22 protein-coding genes are annotated in these 25,085 nt (G+C 39.0%); 16 read left to right on the top strand and 6 right to left on the bottom strand.

The window, feature by feature from the left end; genetic code table 11:
• Nucleotides 1-33 precede the first annotated feature (33 nt).
• Nucleotides 34-2,208, bottom strand: coding sequence for a YccS family putative transporter (yccS, locus tag O1450_RS11800; RefSeq protein WP_269228571.1), 2,175 nt, complete (start codon nucleotides 2,206-2,208; stop codon nucleotides 34-36).
• Nucleotides 2,209-2,350: 142 nt separating this feature from the next.
• On the opposite strand from yccS, the gene O1450_RS11795 reads away from it, so the two are divergent.
• Nucleotides 2,351-3,568 carry a multidrug effflux MFS transporter gene (locus tag O1450_RS11795; RefSeq protein WP_269228570.1) on the top strand — a complete coding sequence of 406 codons (1,218 nt, stop codon included), beginning with the start codon at nucleotides 2,351-2,353 and terminating at the stop codon, nucleotides 3,566-3,568.
• Between the two features lie 21 nt (nucleotides 3,569-3,589).
• Here O1450_RS11795 and O1450_RS11790 read toward each other — a convergent pair whose 3' ends face one another.
• Nucleotides 3,590-4,297: a nitroreductase gene (locus tag O1450_RS11790; RefSeq protein ID WP_269228569.1), complete on the bottom strand. Its 708-nt coding sequence runs from the start codon at nucleotides 4,295-4,297 to the stop codon at nucleotides 3,590-3,592.
• A gap of 421 nt (nucleotides 4,298-4,718) precedes the next feature.
• Between O1450_RS11790 and O1450_RS11785 the strand changes: the two genes are divergently transcribed.
• The 5 genes from O1450_RS11785 to sbmA all read left to right on the top strand — a co-directional run bounded on the left by O1450_RS11785 (nucleotide 4,719) and on the right by sbmA (nucleotide 11,613).
• Nucleotides 4,719-6,056 (top strand): DcaP family trimeric outer membrane transporter, encoded by a 1,338-nt coding sequence (locus tag O1450_RS11785; protein WP_269228568.1) that lies wholly within the window; start codon nucleotides 4,719-4,721, stop codon nucleotides 6,054-6,056.
• A gap of 181 nt (nucleotides 6,057-6,237) precedes the next feature.
• Nucleotides 6,238-7,473 (top strand): sodium/glutamate symporter, encoded by a 1,236-nt coding sequence (gene gltS / locus O1450_RS11780; protein ID WP_269228567.1) that lies wholly within the window; start codon nucleotides 6,238-6,240, stop codon nucleotides 7,471-7,473.
• Nucleotides 7,474-7,567: 94 nt separating this feature from the next.
• Complete coding sequence (locus O1450_RS11775) at nucleotides 7,568-9,043, top strand: alanine/glycine:cation symporter family protein (RefSeq protein WP_269228566.1); 1,476 nt, start codon at nucleotides 7,568-7,570, stop codon at nucleotides 9,041-9,043.
• 163 nt (nucleotides 9,044-9,206) lie between these two features.
• Nucleotides 9,207-10,184 carry a patatin-like phospholipase family protein gene (locus tag O1450_RS11770; RefSeq protein WP_269228565.1) on the top strand — a complete coding sequence of 326 codons (978 nt, stop codon included), beginning with the start codon at nucleotides 9,207-9,209 and terminating at the stop codon, nucleotides 10,182-10,184.
• 229 nt (nucleotides 10,185-10,413) lie between these two features.
• Complete coding sequence (gene sbmA, locus O1450_RS11765; protein WP_269228564.1) at nucleotides 10,414-11,613, top strand: peptide antibiotic transporter SbmA; 1,200 nt, start codon at nucleotides 10,414-10,416, stop codon at nucleotides 11,611-11,613.
• 57 nt (nucleotides 11,614-11,670) lie between these two features.
• Here sbmA and O1450_RS11760 read toward each other — a convergent pair whose 3' ends face one another.
• On the bottom strand, nucleotides 11,671-12,420 hold the full coding sequence (locus O1450_RS11760; RefSeq protein ID WP_269228563.1) for a DUF4850 domain-containing protein: 750 nt from the start codon (nucleotides 12,418-12,420) through the stop codon (nucleotides 11,671-11,673).
• A 125-nt stretch (nucleotides 12,421-12,545) separates the two neighbouring features.
• On the opposite strand from O1450_RS11760, the gene O1450_RS11755 reads away from it, so the two are divergent.
• The 5 genes from O1450_RS11755 to O1450_RS11735 all read left to right on the top strand — a co-directional run bounded on the left by O1450_RS11755 (nucleotide 12,546) and on the right by O1450_RS11735 (nucleotide 17,084).
• The gene (locus O1450_RS11755) at nucleotides 12,546-13,619 is read left to right on the top strand and encodes a DUF1176 domain-containing protein (protein ID WP_269228562.1); all 1,074 of its coding nucleotides are present in this window, start codon (nucleotides 12,546-12,548) and stop codon (nucleotides 13,617-13,619) included.
• Between the two features lie 37 nt (nucleotides 13,620-13,656).
• Entirely contained in the window at nucleotides 13,657-14,427 is a 771-nt protein-coding gene (locus tag O1450_RS11750) for a hypothetical protein (RefSeq protein ID WP_269228561.1), read from the top strand.
• Nucleotides 14,428-14,549: 122 nt separating this feature from the next.
• Complete coding sequence (locus tag O1450_RS11745) at nucleotides 14,550-15,065, top strand: hypothetical protein (RefSeq protein WP_269228560.1); 516 nt, start codon at nucleotides 14,550-14,552, stop codon at nucleotides 15,063-15,065.
• A gap of 167 nt (nucleotides 15,066-15,232) precedes the next feature.
• On the top strand, nucleotides 15,233-16,501 hold the full coding sequence (locus tag O1450_RS11740; RefSeq protein WP_250751527.1) for a GmrSD restriction endonuclease domain-containing protein: 1,269 nt from the start codon (nucleotides 15,233-15,235) through the stop codon (nucleotides 16,499-16,501).
• 1 nt (nucleotide 16,502) lies between these two features.
• Nucleotides 16,503-17,084, top strand: coding sequence for a HEPN domain-containing protein (locus tag O1450_RS11735; RefSeq protein WP_250751543.1), 582 nt, complete (start codon nucleotides 16,503-16,505; stop codon nucleotides 17,082-17,084).
• A 49-nt stretch (nucleotides 17,085-17,133) separates the two neighbouring features.
• Here the strand turns inward: O1450_RS11735 and gatB are convergent, their stop codons facing one another.
• The 3 genes from gatB to gatC are packed head-to-tail and all read right to left on the bottom strand — an operon-like array spanning nucleotide 17,134 to nucleotide 20,452.
• Entirely contained in the window at nucleotides 17,134-18,603 is a 1,470-nt protein-coding gene (gene gatB / locus O1450_RS11730) for an Asp-tRNA(Asn)/Glu-tRNA(Gln) amidotransferase subunit GatB (protein WP_269228559.1), read from the bottom strand.
• On the bottom strand, nucleotides 18,603-20,081 hold the full coding sequence (gene gatA / locus O1450_RS11725; RefSeq protein ID WP_269228558.1) for an Asp-tRNA(Asn)/Glu-tRNA(Gln) amidotransferase subunit GatA: 1,479 nt from the start codon (nucleotides 20,079-20,081) through the stop codon (nucleotides 18,603-18,605). Before gatA ends, gatB begins: the two co-directional genes overlap by 1 nt.
• A 53-nt stretch (nucleotides 20,082-20,134) precedes the next feature.
• Nucleotides 20,135-20,452 carry an Asp-tRNA(Asn)/Glu-tRNA(Gln) amidotransferase subunit GatC gene (gene gatC / locus O1450_RS11720; RefSeq protein ID WP_004664595.1) on the bottom strand — a complete coding sequence of 106 codons (318 nt, stop codon included), beginning with the start codon at nucleotides 20,450-20,452 and terminating at the stop codon, nucleotides 20,135-20,137.
• A 133-nt stretch (nucleotides 20,453-20,585) separates the two neighbouring features.
• Between gatC and O1450_RS11715 the strand changes: the two genes are divergently transcribed.
• Genes O1450_RS11715 through rng form a run of 5 tightly spaced genes read left to right on the top strand, consistent with a single transcriptional unit; the run spans nucleotide 20,586 to nucleotide 25,030 of the window.
• A complete protein-coding gene (locus O1450_RS11715; RefSeq protein ID WP_004664594.1) occupies nucleotides 20,586-21,626 on the top strand; it encodes a rod shape-determining protein in 1,041 nt (346 codons plus the stop codon).
• Nucleotides 21,627-21,643: 17 nt separating this feature from the next.
• Entirely contained in the window at nucleotides 21,644-22,501 is an 858-nt protein-coding gene (gene mreC / locus O1450_RS11710) for a rod shape-determining protein MreC (RefSeq protein ID WP_269228557.1), read from the top strand.
• Complete coding sequence (mreD, locus tag O1450_RS11705; RefSeq protein ID WP_269228556.1) at nucleotides 22,488-22,979, top strand: rod shape-determining protein MreD; 492 nt, start codon at nucleotides 22,488-22,490, stop codon at nucleotides 22,977-22,979. The genes mreC and mreD overlap by 14 nt, the downstream gene beginning before the upstream one ends.
• Complete coding sequence (locus O1450_RS11700; RefSeq protein WP_269228555.1) at nucleotides 22,967-23,527, top strand: Maf-like protein; 561 nt, start codon at nucleotides 22,967-22,969, stop codon at nucleotides 23,525-23,527. Before mreD ends, O1450_RS11700 begins: the two co-directional genes overlap by 13 nt.
• Before the next feature lie 48 nt (nucleotides 23,528-23,575).
• Nucleotides 23,576-25,030 (top strand): ribonuclease G, encoded by a 1,455-nt coding sequence (rng, locus tag O1450_RS11695; RefSeq protein WP_269228554.1) that lies wholly within the window; start codon nucleotides 23,576-23,578, stop codon nucleotides 25,028-25,030.
• The last annotated feature ends 55 nt before the right edge of the window (nucleotides 25,031-25,085 follow it).

Raw genomic sequence — 25,085 nt, 5'->3', positions numbered from 1 at the left:
GCACTCAAAGATATTATGCCAATGGCTGATACATTAGAGAGATGCAAACTCAGTGCCATCTTCATTTGGTTCATGGCTTAAACTCTGTTTGAGCATACTTAAACGAGTTAAAATACTCAGCATGAGCGAAAGTTGTTGCAAAATGATCAAGGATTTTTGATTGTTTTCATCATTGCGATTTAAATGCTCTCGTATAGTTTGCATCATATTTTGTGCTGATAAATCAGGGACTTCATCTCTGAGGAGCGCACCTTGGATATCATCAAGTGCTTGATCGAGCAGTGTTAAAATCTCTTGATCTTGAATTTGTTCACGATGAGCGCCTAGTGCAGCGATATAACTTAAAAAAGTATGACTTAAACATAGAAACTCAAAAGCCAAAGTTTTCTGAGTAGCTTCAATATTTGGTTCTGTGGCAAGTGTGGAAATGAGAGAAGCAACTTCTGCATCAGTATTGTGCGCAGCGCGCCGAACTACACGATAATTTAATGCATTATTACGACCTTGATGATATTGCTCAATTACTTCTGCTAAGTAGGTACATTGAGCTTGTAAAGAACGTTGGATCGAGCGAGGTAGTCTACGGAATTTCCAATCGGGCCATATGAAACTGACCCCAAACCATGCCAAGGCACAGCCGATCAAGGTATCAATAAAGCGTGGGAATCCTGCCGCAAATGCAGAACCATCTAGATTAAAGTTAATTAAAGCGAGAATCGTGATAAAAGCTGTCGCTTGAGCATACTGTTTACTACGAAGCTCTAAAAATAATACGCCACTGAGAACTAACATCACCAGTTGCCCTTCAACCGAAGGAATAAAATAGATGATGGTTAGCCCCACAATAATGCCTATCAACGTTCCAACAATTCGCAAATATAAGCGGCGTTTGGTGGCATTAAAGTTAGGTTGGCAAACAAACAATGCTGTGAGCAAAATCCAGTAACCGTAAGCAATATGGGTTACTTGAATAAAGACATAACCAATAAACAAGACGATTGAAAGTCTAACTGCATGGCGAAATAGCACAGACTCAGGGGTTAAATGTTGTTTAACACGGACTAGAATATCATTCCAACCTTTTAGATCATCATCTTTTAATTGATTTTCTGCTTGTTGTGCATTGATTAATTTTAGATTTCTTTCCGTTTCTAAATTCTGTAATTGTGCATCAATCGATTTAAGATTTTGATAGAGTGCAAATAATGCATTGATGCGAACTTGATCATAAAGCCCATCTTCTCTTAATTTTTCTAAGGAAACTCTTAAATTTTCAAAGCTGTGTTTAAAGCGTTTGTTATGCACATAAGGAGTACGGCTTAAAATTGATTGGGCTAAATCCTGACAGGCTTTACCCTGAATCGTGAGAATACGTTGAAAACGGAATAAGATATCACTGTGTTGAAATACTTTCGCTAGCTTTTGATAATCAATATGTGCGGAGTCTGCACGTTCATGAATATCTTGTGCGACAAAATAGTATTGTAGACTGCGACGTGTATCTTTCTGACCGCGGTCACCTTTTAAGCGGGTTAACAGTGACATGCGCATTTCATTAAAAATAGCCACCAATTTGCCATTTTCTAATGCGATATCAATCATACTTTGTTGATAACTGGATGGAGTCATGTCCACATCAAATAAGTTTGATTTAGCAAATAAAAAACTACCTAAAGCATTATAGGATGCATAAAGTTGGTCTTGTACTTTTCGTACAGGGAACAGCAAGAAACTGATTGTTGAAAGTAATCCATACCAAGCGGCTCCCAAAACTAAGAATGCTGGTTGTAAATACCATTGTTCAAATAAGTGTACACCGAGCATGGTATAGACAGAAATCACTAAACATCCGTAAGCGATGGTCGCATAACGCCGCCCCAAAGAGCCTAATAAAATCCAACCAATACATGAAACAATGAGTCCAATTGCAAAGACAATTGGATAAGGAAATAACAATTGAACCGATGCAGCTGTGATAAAAAATCCAATATAGGTATAAATCTGGTTCTGAATACGGACAGAAAAGCGATCATCAATATCACTAATTGCTGCGGCAACAACGCCTAAAGTCAGTGGAATCGTCGCAAGTTGAAAATTTAAAAGATAAGGAACGAATGCTGTTCCTGCGAAAGCAATCAGCATACGCACGTTATACATTAACGTGGTGTTATAAGTAGTTTGTTTTAAACGTGCGAGCCAAGGATTCAATGGTTGTCCTTTTATATTCGGCAATCAATTTATGATCATGCCTGTCAACATTTTTTAGGTATCAGCAGACGCTAATATTATGCACAAATATGGTGAGGATGCTAAGCTTAGAAAAATAAATAAACTTGAAAAGTAGAGGATTATGCAGGTAGAACAATCGAATCAGCGTCAGTATTCAACAGCATGGATTTTGTTACTTGCTTTGTTGACAGCACTTGGTCCATTGTCAATTGATATGTATTTACCCGCATTGCCCCAAATGGCAAATGAGTTTGGGGTAAGTACCCAAATGATTGCAAATACATTACCTGCTTACTTTTTGGGTTTAGCCATAGGTCAATTAATTTATGGACCTGTGAGTGATCGTATTGGGCGCAAGCCTCCCTTATATTTTGGGCTTAGCCTTTATGTGATTGCTAGTTTGGCTTGTGCGTTCACAACAAATGAATGGGCTTTGATTGCTGCACGGATTTTTCAGGCTCTAGGTGGTTGTGTTGGTGTTGTGATTGCGAGAGCAACTATACGTGATCGCTTAGACATGCAAGGTTCAGCGCAAGCCTTTTCAAGCATGATGATCGTAATGGGGCTTGCGCCTATTCTAGCCCCGATGTTTGGTGCATGGATTCTGACATTTTTCCCATGGCAGGCTATTTTTCTGACGCTGGCAATGATTGGTGTGATCTGCTGGTTGTGTATACATTTCTTCTTTAAAGAATCATTACCTATTGAACGCCGTTTAAAATTATCGACTTATCAAGTCACCACACTTTATGCTGCAATTCTAAAAGATGACAGCTTCAGAGTGCCAATGTTTGCAGGTTGTTTAACTGGCGCAGCATTATTTTGTTATATCAGCTCTGCTTCAGCCGTTTTTATGGGGCAGTACGGACTGTCTCAGCAACAGTTTTCTTATGCATTTGCATTTAATGCAGCTGGGATTATGTTGATGTCTTCAATCAACAAGCACTTAAATACTCGAATGGGTATTTTTCAGCGGTTACGATTGGGTGGGTCGATTCAATGCTTTGGAGCAGTTGTTGTCATCAGTGCAGGGCTGATGGCGAATGTACCATTGTGGTTATTAATGTCTGGTCTTTTTTTAGTTGTGTCTGGTATTGGATTAACTGGTCCTAATGCAATGGCTTTGGCGATGTCTAAGCAGGGTGCACGTGCTGGAACTGCGAGTGCGATTATGGGGAGTATGCAGTTTGCATGTGGTTTGTTGGGTGGCGTAATTTTAAATTTCTTGTTATGGAAAGCGAGCCTCAATATGGGCATTATGATGTTTATGTTTACTAGCGCAGGTTTGTTTGCAATTTTAAAAGTTGGAAAACAACTACAAAACAGTACCTCTGCATAGAGATACTGTTATTTAAACAATTTACTGGTCTAAAAATACTGTAAAGTTTTCAACGGGTTCGCGGGGAGTAATGAAGGTATTGACGATATGATCAGGATCAGCATATCCCAAGGCAATTGTACAAACCAACTCTTCATTTTCTGGAGCACCCAAAACATCTAAAACGATGGGGTGAAAATGATTCCATGCGGCTTGTGGGCAAGTATCTAAACCACGTGCTTTTGCCGCAATCATTACATTTTGGATCATCATGGAAATATCCATTTTTGAACCAATTCCCATTGCTTTATTGACTGTAAAATAAAGTGCGACAGGCGCATCAAACAATTGATAGTTACGCAATTGTTGCGCAGCCATTTTTTCTTTTTCGCCTTTTTGAATACCTAGCAAACCATACAGTCCCCAACCATTTTCACGACGACGATCAATAAATGGTGAAATCCATGTTTCAGGGTAGTAGGCGAAAGTTTCTTGATATTGTTCAGCGAGTTCTGGTTGTTGAAAAAGTGCTTGTTGAGCAGTACATACTCGCTCAATCATCTCGGCGCGTTTTTGGTCTGTCACCACATAGACTTTCCATGGTTGAGTATTCGTACCTGATGGCGCACGAGCGGCAACATTTAAAATATCTTTGATTGTCTCTGTTGCAACGGGTGTATCTAAAAATGCACGTACAGAATGACGGGTTGTAATCGCATTATCCACATAACGGATTTGTTCCATGTTCATCTTAAGGTTCCTAAGCTTATTGCTCTTTCTCATGTGGTGAGACTATAAAGTAATAAGATAGATTTGAGGATGGATTTTTAGTCGTAGATTGAGATTTGAATAAAAAATAGTCGAGTAAAGATTGACGAGATGAGATTATCCATAAAATTTTTAATTTGTTATGTTTATGTGAAAAAGAAATATATTTGTAACACAATGAAATAGAAATAGTATTTATTGATACACGCTGAAATCGTTATGATGATTGGAATAAAAAAATACACACAATAATCTAAATTTATGCATAATACGCCCTTTTTAAAAATTGATTAGGCTTTTCTGACCAAGAAGGTGAGGGAAGTTTTCTATGATAAGCATATTTATTTACCCAATTTTATGCTTATGGAAAATGTTGAAATATACACGAATACAGGAGCTTCTCATGAGTTTACCTCTCATCCGTAAGCCGTTCATAGTTCAGGGATTGGCGTTTACCATTGCTGTCTTCATGATGAACAATGCGCAGGCTGCTAGCGAACAAGAACAAATTCAACAACTTCGAGATGAAGTAAAAGAATTAAGAGCTTTATTGGAACAATATGTTCCACAGTCAAAACAAAAAAATGAGATGCCTCAACAAGCTACACAAACATCTGTGGCTGCGCAGAACCAAAACATGCCAAAGCATATGGAAGCATCTTCTCAACCATCAGCTTTAAGTTTTAATTCTGCTTCAGGCGCACAAGTTCAGTTATATGGTTTTTTACGTGGTGATGCATCGTATCAAGCCAAAGGCGGCGATGGCATTTTCAACCGAATCAATAAAGTTGATCTTGAGGGAAATGAAAAAAATAGTGATCGTTTTTATAGCACTGCGACGGCGACACGATTAGGTCTAGATTTTAAAGCACCCATTCAAGAAGCGGATGTTGGTGGGAAATTAGAAGTTGATTTTCGTGGTGGTAGTAGTAACGATACGATTCGTATTCGTCATGCGTATATGACTTTAAACAATTGGTTATTTGGTCAAACCACATCTACGTTCTTGGCGACAGATTTACAGCCAGAAATGATTGATTTCAATTCTCCTTTAGGAGTCGGTACTTATCGTACTCCGATGGTTCGCTATAGCGGAAAATTTAATCCAGACATCAGTTATATGCTTGCTTTAGAAAAAGGCAATGACGACAACCGAGCGCCAGCTTTAACCTCTAAGTTAAAATATGATTTTGATGATGGCAAAGGAACAATGTCTGCTCGTGTGTTAGTGACAGAGGCACGTAGTAAGGCAAATTATGATCAAAATAATAAACAATTGAGTGCTGATGATGCTGATTTGGGTTGGGGAGTTGCGGTAGGAAGCAAGTATAAATTCTCTGATTCTTTACAAGCGATGATCGATTATTCGCATGTGAAAGGTGATAGTAAGTTTTTGCTCTATACCAATAATGCTTTTAATGTAAATCCCAATAGTTTTGAGTTGAATCTGAATGAGTTTGATGCACTCACCGTTGGTACAACTTATCAAGTTAGCCCTAAATTGCGTAGTACTTTAGCGTATGGTGCAATGTTTGCAAAAGATAATAATCAATTTGCACAACAAGCATTTGCGGATACAACGCAGAACAAAATCTTACAACAAGGTTGGTGGAACATCATGTATTCACCAGTTACTCCGATTACATTTGGTTTGGAGTATATCTATGGTGAACGTAAAACTTTTAATGGTCTAAAAGGTAAGGATAACCGCGTAGGCGCAATGGCTCGCTACAACTTCTAGCCTAATCCTATAAACGTAATCATCCGTGGAAACCAATCGCTTCATTTGGTTGAGTTCTTACAAAGAACTGTATGCTTTTTATTAAGTTGATTGAGTTTTCACTCATTTTGAGAGTTACTATTTTATTAGCTACACGATGGAAAAACCGTCTAAAAGACTAATAAAATAAACGGAAGAAGATATGGAATTTACTTTTAATGGTTTTTATACCCTGATTTCAGCCGTCATTGTGCTGCTGTTAGGGCGTTTTCTTGTCAATCAAATTGATTTCTTGCGTCGTTACAATATTCCTGAACCTGTAGCTGGTGGTTTGGTTGCAGCTGTTGTTTCGTTATTGGTACATTCAATGTGGGGTTATAGCATTGTTTTTAGTAGCCAATTACAAACGAGTTTTATGCTGATTTTCTTTGCTTCAATTGGTTTGAGTGCCAATTTTATGAAGTTAAAAGAAGGTGGACTAGGACTGGTTATTTTTCTAGTCTGTGTTGCTTCGTTTATCGTGATTCAAAATGCTGTCGGTATGAGCCTCGCAACGCTTTTAGGTATTGATCCTTTGGTCGGGTTGATTGCAGGTTCAATTACTTTAACAGGTGGACACGGTACAGCAGGGGCATGGGGTGAAATTCTTGAAAGCCAACATGGAATTCAGGGTGCATTAGCGCTAGGTATGGCAAGTGCAACTTTTGGTTTGATCATTGGCGGCATCATTGGTGGGCCACTTGCAAAATTATTAATCAATCGTTATAGCCTCGCTCAAGAACAATCATCCACTGCGATTAAGAATCGTGATACCCATTTAGATCAACACCCTGACGAACTCGCACCATTTGAAAATCCACATCAAGTGCGTTTAATCACGGCCGATAATGCGATTACCACATTGGGTATGTTTGCGGCGTGTCTAGCATTTGCTGAGTTTATGACAGGTTATAGCAAAGGCACATGGTTTGAGTTACCAACCTTTGTATGGGCATTGGGTGGTGGTGTCATCCTGCGTAATATTTTAGAAAGCGTATTAAAAGTTGATATTTTTGATCGTGCAATCGATGTGTTTGGTAATGCATCTTTGTCACTTTATTTAGCGATGGCATTGTTGTCATTAAAGTTGTGGCAATTAGCCGATTTGGCTGGCCCGCTGGTTGTAATTTTGGGTGCGCAAACCATTACCATGGCGTTGTATGCAGCATTTATTACTTTCCGTGTCATGGGCAAAAATTATGATGCAGCAGTTCTTGCTGCTGGTCACTGTGGTTTCGGTATGGGAGCAACGCCAACAGCTGTTGCTAACATGCAAGCAATTACCAACATGTATGGACCATCACATAAAGCATTTTTAATTGTTCCGCTTTGTGGTGCGTTCTTTGTTGATTTAATTAATGCAACAGTAATTCAATTAATTTTGAAATTCTTTGCCTAAGTCGGATCAAAAGCCCCATGTGGGGCTTTTTTGGTTCATCCATTGTTATCGTATATGTACGGGCGTACATAAAATATTTAAAAGCGAATAAGTGATGAATGAAAAATTAAATGACACCCTGATGGCTTGGGTAAATTTTTTTAATGATCCTTTATGGGACTTTCTGGTCATTTTTCTACTGGCAGTAGGGATTTTCTATACTGTTGCAACGAAAGCAGTACAGATTAGATTGTTCTTTCATAGTATCAAAGTCATGAAAGGCAGCCGTAAAGAATGTGTGGACGAGCATGGGATCACACCGTTTCAGGCATTTGTTACAGGACTGGCAAGTCGTGTAGGGGTGGGTAATGTTGCTGGTGTTGCGATTGCGATTGCGATAGGCGGTCCAGGTGCGGTGTTTTGGATGTGGTTTACTGCATTCTTAGGTATGAGTTCTGCATTTGTGGAGTCATCGCTTGCACAGTTATTTAAGGTGCGAGATCATCAAAATAAACTATTCCGTGGTGGACCTGCGTATTACATTACTCAAGGTTTAAAACAAAAATGGTTAGGGATTGTTTTCGCGCTTTCCCTCATTTTAGCTTATGGGTTTGTGTTTAATGCTGTTCAGGCGAATGCGATTATTGGTGCAACTTCTCATGCGTGGGGATGGGATAAAGCCAATCTAACTTTAGGTTTGGGTGGTTTAGATCTAGAAATCTCATGGGTTGGCATTGGATTAGTGATAATGACAGCGTTGATTATTTTTGGTGGTATTAAACGTATCGCAAAAGTTGCTGAAGGTATCGTGCCATTCATGGCATTACTTTACATTATCGTGGCTTTGTACATCGCCATCATCAATCTACCAATGTTGCCAGGAATCTTTAAACTTATTTTCACAAAAGCTTTTGAGTTTGAAGCAGCAGCTGGAGGTTTCTTCGGTGCTATGATTTCTATGGCAATGATGATGGGGATTAAACGTGGTTTGTTCTCAAATGAGGCAGGTATGGGTTCAGCACCAAATGCTGCTGCTGCATCAGATGTAAAACATCCAGTAAACCAAGGTTTAGTGCAAATGCTAGGTGTCTTTGTAGATACCTTCGTTGTGTGTTCATGTACTGCGATTATCATTATGGTGTCAGGCATGTATCACGAAGCTGGTTTTGAGGGTGTAACCTTAACGCAAAAAGCGCTTGAGAGTCAGATTGGCAGTTGGGGTGGTGGTTTCCTCGCTATTATTCTGTTCTTATTTGCCTTTACCTCGATTATTGGTAACTATGCATACGCGGAAAGTAACGTGCAGTTCATCAATAACAATCCTAAAATTATGCTTGTTTTCCGTATTTTAGTATTGGTTATGGTGTACTTCGGTGCAATCACTAGCGTTCCATTGGTTTGGTCTATGGCAGATTTATCGATGGGATTGATGGCGACCATTAACTTGGTTGCAATTCTATTGCTGACTCCGATAGCATTGATTTTATTGAAGGATTATATCTCTCAGCTTAAAAAAGGGATTAAAGAGCCTGAATTTAAGATTGATAATTATCCAGAATTGAAGAAAAAAGTAGATTCTGATATCTGGTAAGTTATTGGATTTATAAAGGCTTATTTCATCAAATTAAAGCTCCTTTCGAGGGGCTTTTTTTATGAATATATTGTGGATATATACATAAAAATTGATACAGCATTTCACCAATAATGGCGTTAAAATTAAAAGATAGAACCACGTAGATATGGCAAGACAGCATATGAAACAGCTTAAATTATTGACGCTTGGACTTTCAATGGTGATTTTGGCGGGTTGTCAAACGACTTCGCATTTAAAACCTTTAATTGAAGATGCCCAAGTACAAGCAGTTGTTCAGCCTTTTGCACATATTAAACAACAAGAAAAAAGACCTGTTGTTGCGTTAGTACTTGGCAGTGGTGGGGCACGTGGATATGCTCATATCGGCGTACTTGAAGTGTTGGAACAGCAAGGTATTCGCCCTGATTTTATTGTAGGTACAAGTGCAGGCAGTATTGTAGGTTCAATTTATGCAAGTGGTAAATCCGCAGCAGAGTTGAGAGATATTGCACTTAAACTTAAGGCTACCGATGTAAGAGAAGTGAATGTTAGTTTAAAAGGTTTCTTTGATGGTAAAAAAGTTGAGGACTATGTGAATGAGCAAGTCCAAAACATTCCTTTACAGAAGTTAAAAATCCCGATGTATGTGGTTGCAACGGAACTAAAAGACGGCACCAAAACTGTATTCAATTATGGTAATACAGGCCAAGCAGTACGCGCATCTGCTTCGATTCCGAGTATGTTTGTACCAACCAAGATCCGTAATGTGGAATATGTTGATGGTGGCCTAGTCAGTCCCGTTCCTGTACAGGTTGCACGAGATTTAGGCGCAGATGTGGTGATTGCAGTGGATATTTTGGCACAACCTATTCATACCGAAACCAGTAATGTTTGGGGGCTATTCAACCAAAATATCAACATTATGCAAGGACGTTTAGCTGAAGAAGAATTGAAAAATGCAGATATTGTCATTCAGCCTGATCTACGTGAAAAAGCGCATATCTTTGATATCAAAGGTCGTGAAATGACCATGCAGGCGGGTGTTGATGCAGCAAAAGAAAAATTGGCTCACATTCAATGGGTAATTAAAAGCAAAACAAAGCAAGTTGATTTAAATCAACAGGATTTAGCTTTGAAAATGAGTAGCCTTGAGCCATAGTTTCCGCAAAATATTAAATTAAGGATAGACAACGATAAGATTTAAGTTCGTCTATCCAGTCGATGTTAATTAAACAAATTGTAAATACGATACAAAAAGCTATCAAAAAATTGAGAAAACAGGTAAATAACTACCATTCATTAAACTTTTTTATCAGACAAATTTAAGTTTGAAATTATAGGATGACGTTCTAACGTCAATAGCAACAATACAAGGATTGTTAAACGCGATGTTTAAATCTTTTTTTCCTAACCCACGCTTGTTCTTTATTTCAGTCGTTGTGTGGTTAGCTCTGAATATGCTGCTGTGGTATACAGGTGGTCATAGTTGGGGTGAATATCTTGGTTTTCCTAAAGGTTATGCTGATGCTGAACTTTCGGTCGGGGTTAGCCGTTTTTGGGAATCTTCATCACTCTGGTTCTATTTGTGGTTTATAGTTGCTACAGGGTTATTTGCAGGGTTCTGGCGGTTTTTTTCTGATAACAAGTGGCAAAACTGGTCAATATTGGGATCTGCATTCATATTGTTTAATATCTGGTTTGCAGTACAGGTGAGTGTTGCTGTCAATGCTTGGTATGTTCCATTCTGGGATTTGATTCAGAGAATGTTGACCAATGGTGGTGGGAATATTGCTGATTTATATAGAGAATCAATGGTGTTTCTATATATTGCAATGGTTGCAATTACTCTTGCCGTCGTAAATTCTTTTTTTACCAGTCATTATGTATTCCGTTGGCGGACAGCAATGAATGAATATTATACTGAACACTGGCAGCAGTTACGTCATGTAGAAGGGGCAGCGCAACGTGTGCAGGAAGATACCATGCGGTTTGCTACGATTGTGGAAGATTTAGGGGTTGAGTTTGTAAAGTCTGTGATGACACTGATTGCTTTTTTACCCTTATTATTTCAGCTTTCAAAACATGTTCCTGTGATTCCATTGGTTGGAGAGTTACAATATTCTTTGGTCTGGGCTGCCATTACATGGGCAATCTTCGGTACAGTTTTACTCATGGTGGTAGGTGTTAAATTACCAGGACTACAGTTTAATAATCAAAAGGTTGAAGCAGCATATCGTAAAGAATTAGTTTATGGTGAAGATCATGCTGATCGTGCACAACCTGCAACGTTAAAAGAGCTTTTTGGACGTGTTCGCAAAAACTATTTTCGATTATATTTTCACTATACGTATTTTAATTTAACAGCCTCATGGTATGGTCAACTCGATGTGCTCTATAGTTTAGTCGTCTTATTTCCTGCAATTGCGGGGGGATTATTAACACTCGGTTTAATTAATCAGATTCGTGGTGTCTTTATACAAGTTGGGACATCTTTCCAGTATCTTGTTAGTTCATGGAAAACGATTATTGAACTGTTATCGATTCGAAAACGTTTAAAAGCGTTTGAATCTATTCTTGATAAAGATTAAGTCATTCATTAATAAAAAAGCCTGCACATAGCAGGTTTTTTTATGCCCATCTTTTTATTAATGGGTCGTATTGTAGAAATTTAGAATCGTTCCAACCACGTGTTGTTGTGATTTGTCTAAAGTGACTTTGATTTCTCTAAAGTTAAACGTGTCTTCATCCTGATATTTAGCAATGCCATGTGTTCTGTTATTCAGCTTAGGAATTTGATAACTAAAGAATGCGACTTGTTTTGAAGGGTGTACGATCTTCAGTAATTTAAGCGGATCTTGATAACCGCCGTATTCATATTCCACACTTTGTTTTAAAAGATGCGGAAAATAAAGCGTCGCGTTTGGCATGCCGCAACCTACACAAAATGATGAATCATAAAGCTGAATTGCTTGTTTTTGATTTTGACTCATAATTAAGGCAGATCCAGTACCATTCGCTCCTGCACTTGCTTGAATATCTTTCCAGTCTTTGGGTACTAAAACGATACCAATTTCAGGGATAGCCAATAATTTAAGATGTTTCGCTTGTATGGCATCCAGTTTAAAGTCGAAATGGCAGCTTTTCGCTGAACATTGTTTAAAATCTTTTAATAAACCATTTTCCACAGGGTTGAGTGCAGTTACCCCGTAAAAAGGCACTCGAACATCATTTGCAAAAGAAACTTCACCGAGAGGGTAAATTTGATTTTCTGCTTTTCGTTCTTTTGCACTATTTGAAAACTGAGGGAAATTTGCTTTAAATACCGTAATTTCAGCATGAGTGGCTGAGGAGAACATACTTATTAAAATCGTGGGAAATAAAATTGTTCTTTTCATTTTTAAATTTGACCAAACTCAGTTTGTTTTAAGCTAGTATCTTCTGCAATAAAATGACATATGACAAGTGTAGATCAGCCCTTTAAACTGTTTTCAAGTTTGATAATAAATATGAGTAATACAGGATGATACCAGTAAAGAATATAGTTTCAGTTTGCTGCTTTATGGCACTAAGTTCTACTAGCTTCGCACAAGAGATCAAAGGCATTTCATTTTCACACCAAGACTGGGAAATTTATTGTAGCAATACGGGGACATGCCGCGCTGCGGGTTATCAAAATGAAGACGGGCAAAATGAACCTGCATCGGTGTTATTAACGCGCAAAGCTGGAGCAAAGCAAACAGTCAGTGCCGAGTTCGCGCTTGCAAATTTTGAGGAGCAATCATTTTCAGCCGTGAAACTTAAAAATATTCATTTTTATGTGAATGGAAAAGATTTGGGACAAGTTGCTGTTGATGGCACTGAGTTCCCAATCATGGGGAAACTTTCTACAAATCAGGTCAATGGATTGCTGCAACAAGCGAAACAAAAGACAGATATTGTCTTTAAAAATTCAAATGTCCAATGGCAAATCTCTGATACAGGAATGACTGCTGTTCTGTTGAAGATGGATGATTTTCAAAAACGTGTTGGTACAGTGGGTGCATTAATTAAAAAGGGCAGTACTGATGAATCTAAGGTTCTGGCTGCTCAGCCTAAACTGGTTGTGAAAAAGGTGAAAACAGCCGATAAACCTTATCTCACGCTACAACCTAAAACGAAACAGTATCAATCTGTATATCAACGTTTGATGGCAGCACAACCTATCCCCAAAGAGGAGGGATTCTGTGAGGGCATCTATAATGGTGATGGAACAGAATCGCAACCAATCGAGCTTTATAAACTAAGTAACAATAAAGTATTGGCGATGACTTTGTGTTGGCGAGCAGCATACAACGAAGGTTATGGTGCATGGGTACTCGATCAATCATTGACAGGAAAAGCGACTTTGGTGACGGAACATGCCTCTGACTTTGGTTTAGGAGTGATGAGTAGTGCACAAAAAGGTCGTGGCATAGGAGATTGTTGGTCGAGTGATGAATGGGTCTGGGATGGTCAGAAATTTGTACATACCAAAGATATGTGGACAGGCATGTGTAAAGGGCTTGCTGCGGGTGGGGTTTGGGAACTTGATCAAATTGAAGCAGTTGTAAAATAGCATTTTGAATATATATAAAATAGCCTAAGGAAATATCATGCTGAATAATAAAATTCATTTACGTGGGCTGATTTTAACTGTTTCATTCAGTTGTTTTAGTTCCTCAATTTTTGCTGCGCCATTGCAGATATTAGAGTTTAAAAAAGGACAACTCAGCCAAGTTGAACAAACGCAAATATGTGAGCAACTTAAAGGTGTCTGTCCACAGCAAGCGCAATGGCGTAGTTTAAAAACTGCGGATCAAAATCTATGGCTATTGTCAGGAAGTGATATTGCTCAATTTCGTTTATCGACAACTGAACTCAAATTAACTCATCAGTGGCATATACAATTAGCACCCTCTGAGGAAATGGTACGGACTAGCCAATATATTTTTCCTAAACTATTTCCTATGGATCAAAATCGTTATGCCATTGCCGTGATTGATACATTTTCAGAAATGTATTCGGGTGGTGGGGCTGGAATTGAACGTGCTAGTTTTTATGAGTTAAAGGGTTCAGGGCAAACACATCGCTTTATTGAAAATTATCCTTTTAGTTTTAGTCGGATGATTCGGGCATGTTTCTCTGAACAAGATTATAAAAGTTCTAAAGGTAAATGCCACGATGAAGATCGTTTGAGCCTAGATATTCGTCCGCTTAAGCCGATGTTGTGGCAATTCCGTTATCGTTACAGTTCAGAAGTATCACCAGCATCAGATTCAGGTGAAAAATCATTTAAGGGTAGTCGTAATCTCAATATTGATCTAAACAAAGCACCACAGCAGCCAAATATTCCTGCAAATTGGGATTATCAAGGACAAGGTTAAGTTCGAGTTTTACATTTTGCCTAAGTTCTAAGGCGTTGGGCTTACGCAATTTACAGCGTCATAACAGATGATTTGTATAGTGCGTGGTACAAAGAGAAAGATTGCTTTTTGGAACTGTGCTTATGTCTCCTGTTTATATCTTTTCTCGTCGTAAATTTTCTCATTTGAGTCGTTCTTTATTAATGGCTGCGGCTGTGTGGGGAACAACGCAAGTAGCTATAGCAGGACCAACAGTGGATCAACTGAGTGATTGTTTGGTGAAAGCGACTACCGCAGCGGATAAGACTACAGTGTTGCAATGGACGTTTACGGCTTTAGCAGCGCACCCTGATTTAAAATCTTTTAGTAATGTTACGCCTGAGCAAAAGAATCAGTTAGATCAGAAATTGGCACAGGTGTTACAGCGAGTGATTGTGGAGCAGTGCTCTACACAAACCAAAGCCGTGATTCAAGCCGAAGGTGTTAAAGCAGTTGGAGAGGCTTTTCAGCAGTTAGGTCAGAGTGCAGGGCAGGATATTGTTAAAGACCCAGCGGTCAGACAGCAGTTGCAAGGCACGCTGCGTTATATTGATTTAAATAAATTAGTCACCAAATTTTTAACGCCTGATATTTGGAATAAGCTGGGTGTGGTGAGGTAGTTTTATTTCATCTTTTTTATTAATAATCAGTGTCTTGTTTATTTTTGGTTTAGTGGTGTAAATAAAAAATTCACTAGAAGAAAGTGTTACCTAGTTGATAATATTAAAATTTATGGTAGTTTGGTTTGACTTAAGACTTATAAGATTAAATTTATTAAGGAGGAATTATGGAAGCGTATGAAAATTCATTTATAGATGAAAAATATGATCTAGATGATGAAAGTGAAAATGAAGAGGTGAGTTATTCCTTATCTAATTTTAATTTGGTTACTACTCCAAATGATTTTAATGTAGCAACGATAGTTGCATTTATGGATAAAGGTGTATTTAAGATTCCAAGTTTTCAAAGGAATTTTGTGTGGGATATTCAAAAAGCTTCTAAATTAATAGAGTCATTAATAATTGGCCTGCCAATACCACAAATTTTTCTATATGAAAAATCAAGAAATAATTTTGAGGTAATCGATGGCCAACAACGACTTTTAAGTCTTTATTTTTTTGTAAAAGGAAGATTTCCTAAGAATGAAGCAAAGTATCAATTAAGGAATTCTGAAAACTCTACCGATCATCTCTTATTTAAAGAAGATTTCTTAAATAATGATGATTGTTTTACGAAGTTTAATCTCAAATTAAAAACTAAGGCAACTCCTGAAAGCTTAGTAAGTCCATTAGATGGAAAAAATTATCAGACTTTAGATATACAAAATCGCGTTGGATTAGATCTGGCAACGATTAGAAATATGGTAATTAAATCTGCGGAAACTAGTGATGAAGAGCATTTGGCTAGATATGAAATTTTTAATCGACTAAATAGTGGTGGTATTAATCTTAATGGTCAAGAAATTAGAATGTCCTTGTATTCTTGTAAGTTTTTGAATTTATTAACTGATTTGAATAAAAATGTTATATGGCGTAAATTTTTCGGTAAACAAAATCCAGATAATAGATTAAAAGATATTGAACTAATTTTACGTTTTTTTGCGATGCTAATTGTTGGAGGTAAAGAGGTACATGATAGTTATCCAAATACATCCAAAATTTTATATCAGAACTCAATTCTTAGTTTTTTAAATAATTTTGCTAACTTCTCAAAAGAATTTGATGATGCTCAGTTAGAGAGTTTTTCCGTAATCTGGAAAAGCTTTATGGATTCTATTGATGGAATAGATATTTCTGCATTTTCAAATAGTAAAGAAGAAGCTACTAAAATTAAGAAAATTAGTATTCCTGTATTTGAAGCAATATTTTATGGTCTTTATAGAGATAAAGTTAGAGAAAAAACAATTGGAAAATTGAGTATTACAGAAGATTTAATTAAAGAGCTAAAGCTTGAACAAGGATTTTTAGACGCTTGTAATGATAAAACAACATCAAAAAGTAATGTTAATAATCGATTGAATATATCACATAAGTTTTTTGTGGAAAAAGGAATTTGATGTGAATTTTGATAGTGAAAGTTATCTGAAATCAGCAGAATTTCGAACTATACATTTAATGTATAATAATTATATTCAAGACAATAAAGCATTAAATATTTTATTATCTGATAATGTTGATTTGGCATCTTTTTATTCTGGATATAACAATTTATATACTAAAAGTTTTGTAATAGCATGTTCGAATTCGTTTGAAAAAAAATGGCTTGATTTTTTACCTAATTTTTTGTCTGGGAATAACCCTTTAACTAAGAGTTTTATTAAAACTCAAGCTGTTGATAGGAAATTTCATACTATGTTTGATTGGAAAAACAAAAGTGCTGGCCCTTTTTATGGTGCATTTGGAGAAAGTTTCAAGAAATATATAGCAGATCAAATAAAGAGTGATAGCAATCTGAAATTGAAGCAGGATGCTTTTTTAGAGTTAGGCCAATTGAGAAATTTAATTGTTCATGAAGGTATTCATAATTACAGCTTACAGAGAGAAATCCAGTCTATTTATAAACTGTTTGAAGATTCCTTAGAATATTCTGTGTTTATATATGATTCAATTTGTAATTTTTTTCAAAAAGAGTATTGCTAGTATTAAAAAACCCGCTCTAAAGCGGGTTTTATTTTGAAATTAGATCAGCTTAACCAATCAATTTTTTCATCAATTCATTGACTTGCGCAGGGTTGGCTTTACCTTTAGCAGCTTTCATGACTTGACCAACCAGACCATTAAAGGCTTTTTCTTTACCTGACTTGTACTCTTCGACCATTTTTTCATTGGCTGCAAGTACGTCTTTGATAATCGCTTCAATGGCACCTGTATCGGTTTCTTGCTTCAAGCCTTTTTCAGCAATAATGTCATCAGCAGATTTACCCTCTGCTTCCCACATAAAGCCAAACACTTGCTTCGCAATTTTACCGTTAATGGTGTTATCCACGATACGTGCGATCATACCACCCAATTGCTCAGCAGAAACAGGAGAGTCTGCCAATTCTAGGCCTGCTTTGTTTAAAGCACCTGAGAATTCACCCATTACCCAGTTTGCAGAGACTTTACCTTGCTTCGCACCGCCCGCAGCAGCTACAACTGCTTCGTAGAAGTCCGCCATTTCACGTGACAGCGTCAATACATGCGCATCATACTCAGTCACAGCAAAATCAGCGATAAAACGCGCACGGCGCGCTTTAGGCAATTCTGGCAGGGCAGCACGTGCCGCTTCGATTTGCTCATCCGCAATGATCACTGGCAATAAGTCTGGGTCAGGGAAGTAGCGATAGTCGTTCGCTTCTTCCTTAGAACGCATTGAACGTGTTTCCATCTTGTTCGGATCGAACAAACGGGTTTCTTGGTCGATATTTCCGCCATCTTCCAAGATTTCCATTTGACGTTCAATTTCAACATTGATCGCTTGCTCAATGAAACGGAATGAATTGAGGTTTTTTAACTCGCAGCGTGTACCAAAAGGTTGACCCGGACGACGCAATGAAACGTTACAGTCAGCACGGAATGAACCTTCTGCCATGTTACCGTCAGAAATACCTAACCAACGCACGAGCGTGTGAATCGACTTGATATAGGCAACCGCTTCTTCAACCGAACGCATATCAGGCTCAGACACGATTTCAAGCAATGGCGTACCCGCACGGTTTAAGTCGATACCCGACATACCTTCGAATTGGTCATGGATTGATTTACCTGCATCTTCTTCAAGATGGGCACGAGTCACGCCAATACGCTTCACAGTGCCATCATCAAGTTGGATGTCGATATGACCCAAGCCCACAATCGGATTGTCCATCTGGCTGATCTGATAGCCTTTTGGCGAATCTGGATAGAAGTAGTTTTTACGTGCAAATACCGAAGCTTGGTCGATATAAGCATCAATACCTAAACCAAAGCGAATCGCAAGATCAACTACTTCGGCATTGAGTACAGGTAAGACACCCGGCATGGCCAAATCAACAAGGCTGGCTTGTGTATTTGGGTCTTGTCCAAATTCAGTCGATGAACCAGAGAAGATTTTAGACTTGGTCGCCAACTGAGTGTGGATCTCGATCCCGATAACGACTTCCCAACCGTCAATTAACTTTAACTTTTGAGCTTCAGCCATTATGCATTCTCCTCAGCAATTGCCGCACGTTTGGTATGCCAGTCTGTATTTTGTTGATATTGATGCACAATCGAAAGCAATTGTGATTCTGACCAGTAGTTACCAATCAACTGTAAGCCCACAGGTAAGCTGTCTTTATCAAAGCCCACAGGTGCGTTGATGGCTGGTAGACCTGCCAAGTTCACAGCAAGGGTGTAAATATCGCCTAAGTACATTTCAGTCGGGCTGAGGTTGGCACCGATTTTGTACGCAGTCGTTGGTGCAGATGGCGCTGCAATCACATCGACATTTTCAAACGCTTGCAAGAAATCTTGCTGAATCAAACGACGTACTTTTTGTGCTTTGACATAGTAGGCATCGTAGTAACCCGCAGAAAGGGCATAAGTACCGATCAGGATACGACGTTGTACTTCAGCACCAAAACCTTCTGAACGTGAGCGTTTGTACAAGTCCATTAAATCCACTGGATTTTCACAACGGTAGCCATAGCGTACACCATCAAAACGTGACAGATTTGAAGACGCTTCCGCAGGTGCGATCAAGTAGTAAGTTGGCACATAGGCTTCGGTCATGTTGAGATCAATCTCAACCAAGATTGCACCCATCTCTTCAAGCTTTTTCAAAGATTCTTCAACACGTGCTTTCACATCTGCGTCTAAACCAGCCACATTAAAGTATTGCTTTGGAATACCAATGCGTAAGCCTTTGATTGTTGTGCCATTCAAGTTAGCAACGTAATCGTCAACATCTTTATTCACCGAAGTCGAGTCTTTGGTATCATGACCTGCAATCACATTCATCAAGTAAGCACAGTCTTCCGCAGAACGTGCCATTGGACCACCCTGATCAAGCGATGATGCGTAGGCAATCATCCCGAATCGAGAGACACGACCATAGGTCGGTTTTAAGCCAGTTAAGCCGCAGAATGAAGCAGGTTGACGGATTGAACCGCCTGTATCAGTTCCTGTTGCAATCGGAGCTAAATCAGCCGCAACAGCCGCAGCAGAACCACCTGATGAGCCGCCTGGGACATGATCTAATGCCCACGGGTTACCTGTCGCGCCAAAATATGAACTTTCAGAGGTTGAACCCATTGCGAATTCATCCATATTCACCTTACCTAAAGTCACGAGACCCGCAGCTTTGGCTTTGGCAACGACGGTCGCATCGTAAGGTGAAATGAAGTTATCCAACATTTTTGAACCGGCAGTGGTTTTAATCCCTTGGGTACAAAAAATGTCTTTATGCGCAAGTGGAATACCCGCAAGTGCATGTGCATGACCTGCTTTGAGTGCAGCATCAGCAGCGTCAGCTTCAACAAGTGCTTGTTCTGCTGTCACCGTTACATAACTTTTTACTTTCGGGTCAATTTGAGCAATACGTTTTAAATAATGTTCGGTCAATTCACGTGATGAAAATTGAGCTTGTTTTAGCCCTTCAGAGAGTTCACGGATTGATAAGCGATGTAAATCTGTCATATGAAAAATTTCTTTACATTCTAAATATAAAATATTGACTAATCGAATAGAAATTATTCAATTACGCGAGGTACAAGGTACAAGCCTGCTTCTGTTGCAGGAGCGACCGCTTGATATTCATCACGATGGTTGCTTTCACTTACAATATCAGCACGTAAAGGTTGCGGATTATCAAAAGGACTTTTTAAAGGCTCAACATTATCGGTATTAATGCCTTTTAGGCTTTCCATCATGCCAAGAATTTTATTTAAACTTTGAGCATATTCAGTAGATTGCGTGTCGTTTAGAGACAAGCGAGCAAGATGTGCAATCGCTGAAACGGTCTGTGCATTTAAGTCCGTTGTCTGCTGAGCATCTGATGATGTAGACATAACTTTACCTAATTCAGTATCAAAAAATTGCAAAATATCGTGCGTTATAATAAGCGATTGACTTGTTCAAAGCATCACATTTCGTTAAAGTTGCCACCTTGCATCCATACAAAGTTTAATTGAGAACGCCCCCGTGATTCTAAAACGACTAATTGGCTTGTTTTCGCCGGATTTAGCCATTGATTTAGGTACGGCAAATACACTTATTTATGCACCAGGCCGTGGCATTATATTAAATGAACCGACTGTTGTGGCGATTCGCCACAGCGGTTCGCAAAAAATTGTTGCTGCTGTTGGTCTTGATGCTAAACAAATGTTAGGTCGTACACCAGCGAATATTTCAGCGATTCGTCCGATGAAAGACGGTGTGATTGCCGATTTTGAAGTCACTGAGACCATGTTGAATCAGTTTATCGGTAAAGTACATGAAAAGCGTTTATTTCCACCAGCACCGCGTGTTGTGGTGTGTGTGCCATGTAAATCAACTTTAGTTGAACGCCGTGCGATTCGTGAGGCGGTATTCAATGCAGGCGCGCGTGATGTCCGTTTGATTGAAGAACCAATGGCTGCTGCAATTGGCGCAGGTATGCCTGTTGAGCAAGCATGTGGTTCAATGGTCGTGGATGTAGGTGGTGGTACCACTGAAATTGCAATCATTTCATTACAAGGTTGTGTCTATGCCGATTCATTACGTATCGGTGGTGATGTATTTGATGAGCAAATTATCAATTACGTTCGTAAAGCACACGGTTGCGTGATTGGGGAAACTACAGCAGAAACCATTAAGAAAGAAGTGGGTATGGCTGTGACTGATGGCAAAACGCTTCAGATTGAAGTGCGCGGTCGTAATTTGGCAGAAGGTGTGCCACGTGCGATTACAGTCACTTCTGATGAAATTTCACAGGCGATTGCAGATCCATTACAAAGCATCGTGAGCGCAGTAAAATCTGCTTTAGAACAAACTCCACCTGAACTTTCTTCGGATATTGCAGAGCGCGGTATTGTGTTGACTGGTGGCGGCGCATTATTACGTAACCTTGATAAACTGCTTGCGCAAGAAACAGGTCTACCTGTGATTGTTGCAGATGACCCTCTAACTTGTGTCACGCGTGGTGGCGGTAAAGTCTTAGAGTTCTTTGATAATCCGAACCATGACATGCTTTTTGTTGGCTAAATCATAAGGACTAGGCGGTGCAACCGAATCTTTTTTCAAGACAACCGCCATCTTTTCGCTCATTTATTATTGCGGTTATTTCATGTTTGGTGGTGCTTTTCTTTGATTGGCGCATGCCTTATGTGATTCAACCTGCAAGAGATGTCTTGTATGCAGCGTATAATCCAATTTATGCGCTGGCAAGTTATCCTGTATTGTCGCGAGAATGGCTGAACCAACAAACCAAATCTGAAACTCAATTGCGCCGTGAAAATACCGCAATGCAGGCTGAACTCCTTCAAGCTCAAGTTCGACTCCAAAAACTTTCAGAACTCTCCGCGGAAAATAACCGTTTAAGGGGGCTTTTGGATACGCCATTGATTATCGATGGTCGTATGCAAATTGCAGAAGTGATTGGAACAGATGCCGACCCATTACGCCATATTATTATCATTAACCGTGGCTCTGTGGATCACTTAAAAGTTGGGCAAACTGTTCTCGATGATAAAGGGATTATGGGACAACTGATTAATGTGTACCCGCATAGTGCCCGTATCATGTTGTTATCTGATAAAGAACATTCGCTGTCTGTGCGTTTAGAACGTACAGGAATGCGTGCCATTGTATCTGGAACAGGTGATTTAGGCCGCCTAAAAATGGAATATGTTCCGACGAGCGCCAACATCCAAGCGGGCGATAAAGTATTTAGTTCGGGTTTGGGGGAGCATTTTCCTGCTGGCTATTTGGTAGGTACTGTTTCTAAGGTTAGCCGTCATACTTCAGGTGAGTTTGCGGAAATTGATGTTATTCCTGCGGCACAACTTGCCAGTGGTCATCATGTGGTAGTGTTATTTTCAGAATCTTTAGCGCAGGAGCAACCTTATGCCGATCGCTAGATTAAGTTTTGAAAAACGCAAAGATCCACTTTGGATGATTATCATCTCAATTATTATCGGGTCTATTCTTTTAGTTTATCCAATTGCTTACGAAGCTTCAGGATGGCGACCATCAATTATGCTGATGACCATGCTGTTCTGGATTCTTTATCAACCTAGTTGGTGCGGGGTTTGGTTCGCCTTTGGAGTGGGGATTTTCACTGATTTATTGTTAGATGCGCCTTTGGGTTTAAATGCACTAAGTTTTGTTTTGATTACGTTTGGTACGCGTTATTTTATTCGTGAACGTCGAATTTTAACTTTCGCGAACTCATGGGTAATCGCTGTACTTGCAATTATTGCACACTTAACCTTTTTGTGGATGAGTCAAACAATATCGAGTACACATTTTTCAATAGCGCGACATTGGCAACCGCTTGTTACTAGCGTGATAGGATGGCCGATGGTTTATTACTGCTTAAAAAAATGGCGCGTATAATTTTAGCTTCGAGTTCACCTCGTCGTAAAGAACTGCTACAACAGTTAGGTTTGGACTTTGAAATATATAGTCCAGATATCGATGAAAGTGTCCGAGAAAGGGAAATTGTTGAACACTATGTTGAACGATTGGCGAGAGCAAAAGCACATGCTGTTCTTGGTTTATTTCCTGATGCAATTGTGATTGCTGCGGATACCAGTTTAAGTTTTGCAGGTAAGATCATTGGAAAACCACAATCAAAAAAACATGCGTTTGAAATATGGTCAACAATTTCTGGGCAATGGCATGATGTGTACTCTGGAATTTGTGTGGCAAGCTCTGTCCAATGCTTAAGTAAAGTGGTTAGAACTCAAGTCGAGTTGCAACAGTTAAGTCATACCGAAATGGAAAAATATTGGGCAACAGGTGAACCTGTTGGAAAAGCAGGGGCGTATGCGATCCAAGGGATCGCAGCTCAATATATTCCCCAAATTCGGGGAAGTTATAGTAATGTGGTTGGTTTACCGTTGTACGAAACAGCACTGTTATTAGAAAGCGTTAAAATTTAAAGTAGACACTTTCGGATATAAGAATTTTTATAAAATTTTGAGTGGATTATGGCAGAAGAATTGCTAATTAACGTCACACCGATGGAGTGTCGTGTGGCTTTAATTGAAAATGGTACGGTCAATGAATTATTTGTTGAGCGTACTGTAAAACGTGGTTTAGTGGGTAATATTTATAAAGGTAAAGTGGTACGTGTACTGCCGGGTATGCAAGCTGCTTTTGTTGATATTGGATTGTCTCGGACTGCTTTTTTACATATCAATGATATGGTCTGGTCACGTTCGCAACCTACTCCAAATGTTTTTGAGCTTTTGCATCCGGGACAGATGTTGACGGTTCAAGTGATGAAAGACATGTTGGGAACCAAAGGTGCGCGTCTAAGCACAGATCTTTCTATCCCATCGCGCTATCTTGTGTTAATGCCTTATGGCAATCATATCGGTGTATCACAACGCATTGAATCAGAAGAAGAGCGTGATCGTCTCCGTAGTATGATTGAACGCATTCAGACTGAACACAGCTTACCAGGTAGTGTGATTGTTCGTACCGCAGCAGAAGGTGTGGACGAATCGGCGATCGCACAAGATATGTGTTATTTGAGTAAGCTTTGGGAATATATTCAACGTAAGCAAAAAGAAGTTTCTACACCTGAACTTATTTTTGAAGAATTGCCTTTACCACAACGAATTGTCCGTGATTTAGCCAGTGATGAAACGGCAAAAATTTATGTCGATTCTCGTGAGATTCATGCCAAGTTAAGTGAGTTTGTGCAGGAGTTTGTTCCTACAATTGAAAATCGTCTGATTCATTATCCGGGCGAAAAGCCACTTTTTGATTTGTATAATGTTGAAGAAGATATTCAAAAAGCGTTGCAGACCCGTGTCGCACTTAAGTCAGGTGGCTATCTGATGATAGATCAGACTGAAGCAATGACCACGATTGATGTGAATACTGGCTCTTATGTCGGCGGTCGTAGTTTAGAAGATACGGTATTTAAAACCAATATGGAAGCGACACAAGTTATTGCGAGACAACTCCGTCTACGTAATTTGGGTGGCATTATCATTATTGATTTTATTGACATGCAAGAGCTTGAGCATCGACAAGAGGTCATGCGTCAGTTTGAACGTATGCTTGAACGTGATCATGCCAAAACAAAAATCACCCAAGTTTCAGAGTTAGGCTTGGTTGAAATGACACGTAAACGTACACGTGAGTCTTTAGAGCATTTATTATGTGAATCATGCCCAACTTGTCAGGGACGTGGATATGTAAAGACAGCAGAGACAGTATGTTACGAGATATTTCGAGAAATTTTGCGTTATGCCCGTGCATTTGATTCCAAGAGTGGCTTTACTGTTGTTGCACATCCAGCAGTGATTGATCGTTTATTAACGGCAGAAGCCCCAGCAGTTGCAGATTTAGAGCATTTCATTAGCCGAGTGATTAAATTCCAAGTTGAAAATTTATATACGCAAGAGCAATACGATATCATTTTGAGTTAAAGTTGTAACAAAATTTCGCTTAATCCTTGTTACAACTGAAATTTTACTTTCTATC

Origin of the sequence: Acinetobacter sp. TR11, from assembly GCF_027105035.1 — a bacterium.
Taxonomy (GTDB): Bacteria; Pseudomonadota; Gammaproteobacteria; order Pseudomonadales; family Moraxellaceae; genus Acinetobacter.
Note: the sequence above shows the minus strand (reverse complement) of the source record. Positions and strands in the feature narration are given on the sequence as shown.